General features: G+C 43.7%; 6 protein-coding genes and 1 pseudogene. All 7 read left to right on the top strand.

The features are described 5' to 3' along the window. A partial coding sequence (gene gatB, locus NT111_01625) for an Asp-tRNA(Asn)/Glu-tRNA(Gln) amidotransferase subunit GatB (protein ID MCX6804699.1) occupies positions 1–1,102 on the top strand: 1,102 nt, incomplete at its 5' end. A gap of 4 nt (positions 1,103–1,106) precedes the next feature. Further along, a complete protein-coding gene (locus NT111_01620; protein MCX6804698.1) occupies positions 1,107–1,724 on the top strand; it encodes a mechanosensitive ion channel in 618 nt (205 codons plus the stop codon). Next, complete coding sequence (locus tag NT111_01615; protein ID MCX6804697.1) at positions 1,725–1,991, top strand: hypothetical protein; 267 nt, start codon at positions 1,725–1,727, stop codon at positions 1,989–1,991. After that, positions 1,988–2,500: a YtxH domain-containing protein gene (locus NT111_01610; GenBank protein ID MCX6804696.1), complete on the top strand. Its 513-nt coding sequence runs from the start codon at positions 1,988–1,990 to the stop codon at positions 2,498–2,500. Before NT111_01615 ends, NT111_01610 begins: the two co-directional genes overlap by 4 nt. After that, positions 2,500–2,760 carry a DUF5665 domain-containing protein gene (locus tag NT111_01605; GenBank protein MCX6804695.1) on the top strand — a complete coding sequence of 87 codons (261 nt, stop codon included), beginning with the start codon at positions 2,500–2,502 and terminating at the stop codon, positions 2,758–2,760. Before NT111_01610 ends, NT111_01605 begins: the two co-directional genes overlap by 1 nt. A gap of 27 nt (positions 2,761–2,787) precedes the next feature. After that, positions 2,788–6,396 carry a DNA polymerase III subunit alpha gene (locus NT111_01600; protein MCX6804694.1) on the top strand — a complete coding sequence of 1,203 codons (3,609 nt, stop codon included), beginning with the start codon at positions 2,788–2,790 and terminating at the stop codon, positions 6,394–6,396. A gap of 57 nt (positions 6,397–6,453) precedes the next feature. Next, positions 6,454–6,795: pseudogene (gene rplS, locus NT111_01595) on the top strand (50S ribosomal protein L19). The last annotated feature ends 8 nt before the right edge of the window (positions 6,796–6,803 follow it).

Genomic DNA, 6,803 nt, shown 5'->3' with positions numbered 1-6,803 from the left:
GATACTTATTGATGGTAAATTCAAGAAAATCGGCATCCACCACGCCCACCTAGAGGAAGATGCTGGAAAGCTCACTCATCCCAATGGAGCCAACTACAGCCTAGTAGATTTCAATAGAGCCGGCACCCCGCTCGTGGAAATCGTATCTGAGCCTGACATAAAAAGCGCCGAAGAGGCTAAGAGATTTCTTATGGAGGTGCACAATATTGTCACTTCGCTTGGTATTTGCAACGGAGATATGGAGCATGGCAACTTCAAGTTCGATCTTAATGTTTCAGTAAGTGATACGCAGCAATTAGGGACTCGAACAGAACTTAAAAATCTAAATTCATTTCGTAATGCCGAAAGAGCTCTTAACTATGAAATACAACGACAAATAAGTGTATTAGATTCGGGTGAAAATATTATCCAAGAAACAAGGGGCTGGGATGATACTAAATCCAAAACATTCTCGCAAAGAAGTAAAGAAGATGCGAATGATTACCGCTACTTCACCGAGCCAGATATCCCACCACTATCAATTTCTAGTCAATTTATTAAGACGGCACAGGCAGATATATCTATTCTGCCAATAGTTATCCGTAAAGAGCTTTACGAACTTAAACTTAGTGCTGATGAGCAGGATATCCTGTTGTCCCAGCCCGATACCACAAAAATATTCCAGCAAGCTCACGACTTGCTGGCAGATCCGTTATTAGTAAAAAAAGCTATAAATTGGTTAGTGGGGGATTATCAGTCTCAACTTTCGGCTAGCCCAGAGGGCCTTAGGCTTTCTGGTGCTAATCTTGTAGAGTTGATAAATTTGATTGAATCTGGCGAGATAAGCTCAAAGATAGCCAAGCACATATTCCCTGATGTGGCGAAAGGAATTAGCCCAAAGGAGTTAGTACTTAGCCAGGGCCTCAAGCAAGTTTCGGACGATAGCCAGCTCGAGGCGGTTATTAGCAAGGTAATCTCTGAGAATCCCGGCCCCTTAAAAGACTATCGGTCTGGCAATGAAAGAGTCCTGGGGTTCTTTATCGGCCAGGTAATGAAAGATACTAACGGCCAAGCTAACCCTTCTAAAGTCAACGAACTTATGATTAAATTACTAAAGGAATAAAATTATGCAAAATATACAAAACGACATAGTAAAAGGTTTAAGCACTACTACAATATCCTCAGGCGATATCCTGCCTAAGATACCTGCAGCACTGTTTATCCTGCTAGCTGGCTTTATAGCAATTAAAATTATTTCTCGTTTCTTAGGCACCGGCTTGCGATGGACGAGCTGGCCACTAGGCCTACAAGAGATAATGGCAGCCTTGATTAGAGTTGCATTGTGGGGGTTTCTCGCAATTACGATTTTGCAGGTACTGGGCTTAACTAGTGTAGCATTAGCTCTGACCGGTTCTTTCGCGATATTATTGCTTGGGTTTTCGTCTGGGATATCTGCGACCGTAAGCGATTTAGTTTCGGGACTTCAGCTAGCTAATGATAAGGATTTTAGGGTAGGCTACAAGGTTATGTCGGGAGACCAGAAGACCAAGGGGATAGTCCGCGAAATGGATGTCCGAAAGACGAGGATTGAAGACAGCGAAGGCCATCTGCATGTAATCCCCAATAGCCTAATAGAAAAAAATGAGTGGGTGGTACTATATAGGCATGTTAATTCAGAGATGCCTTCAATGGGCAGTGCTATAATTAAGAAAGCTACTTCAATAACTAAGAAAGGAAGTAAATAAATGGAAAATTTACTGGTTATACTAATTACATTAGTTTCTATTTCGCTGATAATATTAATATCTTTTAGCGTAGTTTTTCTAATAGGTCTTATAAAGGCTACAAAGCAAGTTCGAATTGCCTCTCAGAAAGTCCAGGAAAGTGCTGATTCGGCCGCCGAGCTAGTGGATAATGTTAGAAGTGCCGTGGTTAACCCAGGGGTAGTAGCCCTTATGATAGAGAAGTATCTTAAGAGCCATTATGGCAAAAAGTCAGGCAAGAAGCGATGAGTAGCAAGAAAGGTAGATTTATTACAGGAGCAGCAATCGGAGCCGCGGTAGCTGGTACCCTGGCTCTACTATTTGCCCCAAAAGCCGGTAAAGAGCTAAGGGATGATATTGCCAATAAGGCCAAAGAAATAAGCCTAGACATGGATGTAAAAATAAAGATTGCAAAGCAGCAAGCCGAAAATTTAACAGGTGATGCCAAAGACAGAAAACTGGCCATGATAGCAAGAGCAGAATCGCTTAAGTCAGAGCTTACGACCAAGAGTCTGCAGTTTAGTAAATCGGGCAAAAGAGTTACCAAGGTAGCCGCCAGAGAGGTCGACAAGATGATGCAAGAAGGCAAATCGCTTATCGACCAGCTAGATGTTTACAGATCTGAGGCTCTTAATGATGCCAGGAAGTACGCCAAGAAAGCCAGTAAATCCACAGGCAGAATAGTCAAATCTGCTGTAAACGAGGTAGGCAAAGGAACCCCTCCTAAGGCTGGGGGCAAGACCTCGAATAGTAAATAATGGCTGATAAAAATAAAACAAACAAATTAGAGGTAAATAGCGTTATCTCGTTAGATCAAGTGTTAGAGCTATTGCATGATAAGAAAAAATTGTACTGGCTTAACTTTAAGGCTGGTTTCATTAGGGGGTTTGCAGGTGTTTTGGGGGCGGCCTTAGCTGTAGTTTTGTTGGGTTATTTGGTGGCTAGCTTTGGGGGGCTACCAATTATCGGAGATTTCATAAGCCAATTAGGACAAGGCTACCAGACTACTACAAAGTAGTTAGGTTTTTAAATAAGGAGGTTAGTAATGGAGGGGTCTGCTAGCGGAGTTGGTAATGATGTTATTAGTAAGGCCCGAAACGAGCCTGGCTTTGTTGACTTCGTACATCTACACAACCATACACATTACAGCCTACTAGATGGCCTTCAAAAAGTTCCCCAGCTGATCGATAGGATAGAGCAGATCGGACAGTCTTCGGTGGCAATTACCGACCACGGCACGCTCGGGGGAGCGATTGAGTTCTACAAAGCCTGTAAAGACAGAGGCATAAGACCTATCATCGGCCTGGAAACCTATGTATCCCCCAGGAAGCACACCGATAAGAACTCGGCCGAAGATAGAAAACCTTATCACTTAACACTGCTAGCAAAAAACCACGCTGGCTACAAGAATTTAATGAAGCTTAGCACTATTGCAAGCCTCGAAGGGTTTTATTATAAGCCCAGAGTAGACCATGATCTTCTGGAAAAGTATTCGGATGGTCTAGTGGTGCTCTCAGGGTGCCTAGGCGGTGAGCTAGGGAGCCTGATAAGCAATGACCAATATGAACAAGCTTTGGATATAGCAAAGTGGTATAAAAGTGTATTCGGTAAGGAAAACTATTATTTAGAGATGCAGCCACATATCGATTGGGAGCCCCAGAAGAAGCTAAACGCTGGATTAAGAAAAATTGCTAAGCAGATGTCTATAGGCTTGGTAGCCACTGGCGATTGCCACTATTCAACCGTAGACGACCATTACCCTCACGATATATTGCTTTGTGTTCAGACCGGCTCTAAATTGGAGGATCCTAGGCGGATGAAATTAGATATGGATTTATCGGTTCAGCCTGGTAGCTTCTTCCGCGATAGGTTCAAAGATTGTCCAGAGGCTATTACCAACACCCTTAAGATAGCCAAAATGTGTAATATCGAGATCGAACTAGGCAAAATACTCATCCCCACCTTTCCCAGCGTCCCTAAAGGAGAAACAGAAAAAAGTTATTTACGCAAACTAGTCTATCAGGGGGCTGCCAATAGGTTTACTGACATCCCTGAGGGAAATTTAGACAAAATGACTGAGGATAAGGTATCGCCAAAGTTAGATAGCGTCATTCTCGATAGGATTGAGTATGAATTGAAGGTGATAGCCCAAATGGGCTATGAAGGCTATATGCTAATTGTGGCGGATTTAATCAATTGGAGCAAGAACCAAGGTATAGTATGTGGCCCTGGCAGAGGTAGCGCAGCAGGTAGCATAATCGCATATTGCACAAATATTACCGAGATAAATCCTATTAAATACGGCTTACTCTTCGAGAGGTTTCTCAACCCCGAAAGGATTAGTATGCCAGATATAGATATGGACTACGCGGACGACAGGAGAGAGGAGGTAATTGCATATGCAACTCAAAAGTATGGCCAAGAGAGAGTAGCCCAGATAATCACCTTCGGAACGATGGCGGCCAGAAACGCAGTGCGCGACACAGGCAGAGTATTAGGACTGCCATACGGCGAGGTAGATGCTATAGCTAAGAGTATTCCTGCACCCGTTCAGGGTAGACATATACCCCTAAAAGTTTCGATACTAGAGAACCCAGAGCTAAGAACGGAATATAATAATAATCCGAGAGCTAAGGAAGTTATCGACATAGCTATAAAGCTCGAGGGGACTATCAGAAATGCTGGTACGCACGCCGCAGGTGTGGTCATAGCGCCCGAGCCGTTAGTTGAGTACACTCCATTAACTAGAGCAAGCAAAGGGGGCATAGCCACCCAATATTCTATGAATCCGATAGAGGACTTAGGCCTTTTGAAGTTCGATTTCTTGGGTCTATCTAACCTAACGGTTATTAAGAACGCCCTCAGAATTATTAAAAAGGTATATGGCGAAGAAATAAATATAAATCAGATACCGATTGATGACAAAAGCACATTCGAGCTGCTTAGTAATGGTGATACAACTGGAGTATTCCAGCTAGAGTCGGCTGGGATGAAGCGTTATTTAAGAGACTTAAAGCCTGATAAGTTCGAAGATATTATAGCCATGGTGTCTCTCTACAGACCAGGCCCGATGCAATGGATTGAGGATTTTATTAATCGAAAGCATAACCCAAAGCTAGTGGCTTATGGCCACCCCAAGATGGAGTCTGCCCTTAAAGAAACATATGGCATCATCGTATATCAGGAGCAGGTGATGCAAATCGCCAAGGACTTGTGTGGTTTCACGGGCGGCCAGGCAGACACTTTACGCAAAGGTATAGGAAAGAAAAACCCAGCTGTTTTGGCTAAGATGAAAAAGGAGTTTATTGATGGCGCTATAAGCGTATCTAATACCGAGCAAAAATTCGTAGAAGACCTCTGGAAGGGCCTAGAGGACTTCGCGGCCTATAGCTTCAATAAGTCCCATGCTGCTTGCTATGCCCTAATATCTGTACAGACAGCCTTCCTGAAAAGTCACTACCCATCTGCATTTATGGCAGCCCTGCTGACTAGTGATCACGACAACCTAGATAGGATTGCAATCGAAGTCGCAGAATGCCGCAAAATGGGCTTGGAGGTTTTGCCACCGCATATAAATGAGTCATATATGGAATTCGCGGTGGTACCTAAGACAGGAAATATAAGATTTGGCCTTGGAGCGGTAAAAAATGTTGGTCGTGGCCCAATAGAGAAGATTATAGAAGCTAGAGAAAAGGAAGGTAACTTTAAATCCGTTGAAGATTTTGCCCAAAGGGTAGATGCTACTGTTGTAAATAAGAAAGTAATGGAAAGCTTAATTAAGTGTGGTGCTTTCGATAGTCTTGGAGATAGAGATACCCTGCTTTGTAATGTCGACAAGGTCACTTCTTATGCTAGCCGAGTCCAAAAAAATGCCCTCTCTGGCCAGATTGACATATTCGGCACCCTTAATTTGCATGAAGAAATCCCTGCGATAAGTATGGATTCACCTTCCGGCAAGATCGACCCTAGGCAACACCTGGTTTGGGAAAAGGAACTGCTAGGTCTGTATGTGAGCACTCATCCGCTGGATGATTTCAAAAACTATCTGAAGCACAAGACCCAATCCATCAAGAATTTCACCAAGCAGGATGATGGTAAGCAGATTGCTATCGGGGGAATTGTTACGGCCATGCGTAAAATATACACCAAAAACAATGACCCAATGGCATTTGTCACCCTAGAGACACTCGATGGTGACATAGAATTAATTGTGTTTCCCCGAACCTTCCAGAGGCAAGAGGGTATTTGGGCTTTGGACAATATTATTGAGGTTATAGGAAAGGTTAATGCCAAGGACCGCGAAGGAAGACCAACGGATGAAGTGAAGGTTATGGCTGATAATGCCAAAGTCCTAAACGCCGACACGGCCCGCAAATGGCTTGCTCCAAAGCAAAGAACTGCCCCTAAAAATGTCGCTAGCATAGCAATTATTCTTAAATCTCTACACGATACTACCGAGCTAACGCGAATCAAGCATCTACTGGATGCCCACCCAGGGGAGAGCATAGTAACGCTCGAATTCGTAAAATCGGCTCAAAAGTTAAAATTGCCCAATAGGGTTCTAGTAGACGATAAGCTGATATCAGCGCTAGCCTCAATAGCTGGGTCTGGAAATGTTGTCTTGGAGGATGAAGTTCCTAGTAGTGCTGGCTAGACACTGGTTACTCCAGCTATTGCCAGATCTAGCCCGCTATGTTAGAATTGTTTCGTTATGCAAGAAGCCCTATCAGCCATAGAAAAGAGCTCCGTAAAGCAGAAGATCGCCGACATTAGAGCCGGGGATACTGTTCGAGTGCACCAAAGAATCACAGAGGGCAAGAAAGAGCGCATTCAGATTTTCGAGGGGCTAGTTATTAGCTTCCGCAGAACTGGTGGCGTAGGAGCATTTATCACCGTCCGAAAGGTAGCATCTGGTGTTGGAGTAGAAAAGAGTTGGTTCGTACACAGCCCTAATGTTGTTAAAATACAAATCACAAAGAGGAGTAAAGTTCGAAGAGCAGTACTCAGCTATATGCGATCTAGATCTGGTAAGTCTGCCCGTATGGCAGAGCAAGACTTTGA

Source organism: Patescibacteria group bacterium, from assembly GCA_026397045.1.
GTDB lineage: Bacteria > Patescibacteriota > Saccharimonadia > CAILAD01 > BJGX01 > JAPLVO01.
This window is presented reverse-complemented; position numbering and strand designations above follow the sequence as displayed.

Coding starts and splice junctions, on each gene's coding strand:
- NT111_01610 (MCX6804696.1), top strand. CDS start 1,988: ATGAGTAGCAAGAAAGGTAGATTTATTACAGGAGCAGCAATCGGAGCC.
- NT111_01620 (MCX6804698.1), top strand. CDS start 1,107: ATGCAAAATATACAAAACGACATAGTAAAAGGTTTAAGCACTACTACA.
- NT111_01605 (MCX6804695.1), top strand. CDS start 2,500: ATGGCTGATAAAAATAAAACAAACAAATTAGAGGTAAATAGCGTTATC.
- NT111_01615 (MCX6804697.1), top strand. CDS start 1,725: ATGGAAAATTTACTGGTTATACTAATTACATTAGTTTCTATTTCGCTG.
- NT111_01600 (MCX6804694.1), top strand. CDS start 2,788: ATGGAGGGGTCTGCTAGCGGAGTTGGTAATGATGTTATTAGTAAGGCC.